This window comes from Streptomyces glaucescens (assembly GCF_002154375.1).
Classification (GTDB): Bacteria; Actinomycetota; Actinomycetes; order Streptomycetales; family Streptomycetaceae; genus Streptomyces; species Streptomyces glaucescens.
The window spans coordinates 1-623 of sequence record NZ_MUND01000920.1 but is presented as its reverse complement, the minus strand read 5'-3'; the positions used below and the strand labels follow the sequence as shown (position 1 = coordinate 623).

The window sequence follows — 623 nt, the reverse complement described above, 5'->3', positions numbered from 1 at the left end:
CACTCGTTGGGGTCGGGGACACCGGGGGGCAGCATCTGGCGGCGCTTGGGGCCGCCGTGCTCCGACTCCCCCGGCTCCTTGGCGCCCGGCCAGGCCTTGGCGACGCGGGCGGCGAGGACGAAGTCCTTGCGCAGCGGGTGGCCCTCGAAGTTCTCGGGGAGGAGGAGGTGGTCCAGGGCGGGGTGGCCGTCGAAGGAGACGCCGAACATCTCGTGGGTCTCGCGCTCGTGCCAGGCGGCGCCCGAGTAGACGCCGACGGCGGAGGCGAGCCGGGGTGCCTCGTGGGGCACGGTCGTACGCAGCAGCAGGCGGCGTACCGGGGACAGCGCGACGACGTGCGCCGAGACCCGGAAGCCGGTGCCCGGTTCGTCGACCGCGCTCAGCCAGTCGAAGTAGGTGCAGCCCAGCTCGTCGCGGGCGGTGCGCAGGGCCGCGGTCCAGGACGCCGGCGGGACGTCGACGGTCAGGACCTCGTAGGACTCCTCGGCCGTGGCCTCCGTGCCGAACAGTTCCCCGGCGGGGGCGGGCAGCCAGCCGACCGCGCTCATCACGCGCCTCCCTCGGCGGCGGAGCCGGCGGCCGGGGGCCGGACCAGCCCGCTCTGCAGGGCGGCGGTGGAGGGG

The 623-nt window shown here is 75.9% G+C and carries 1 protein-coding gene; it reads right to left on the bottom strand.

From position 1 onward, the window contains the following. The coding region (locus CCN42_RS39305; protein WP_143662199.1) for an NADH-quinone oxidoreductase subunit C at positions 1-548 on the bottom strand (548 nt) is incomplete at its 3' end. Positions 549-623 lie beyond the last annotated feature (75 nt).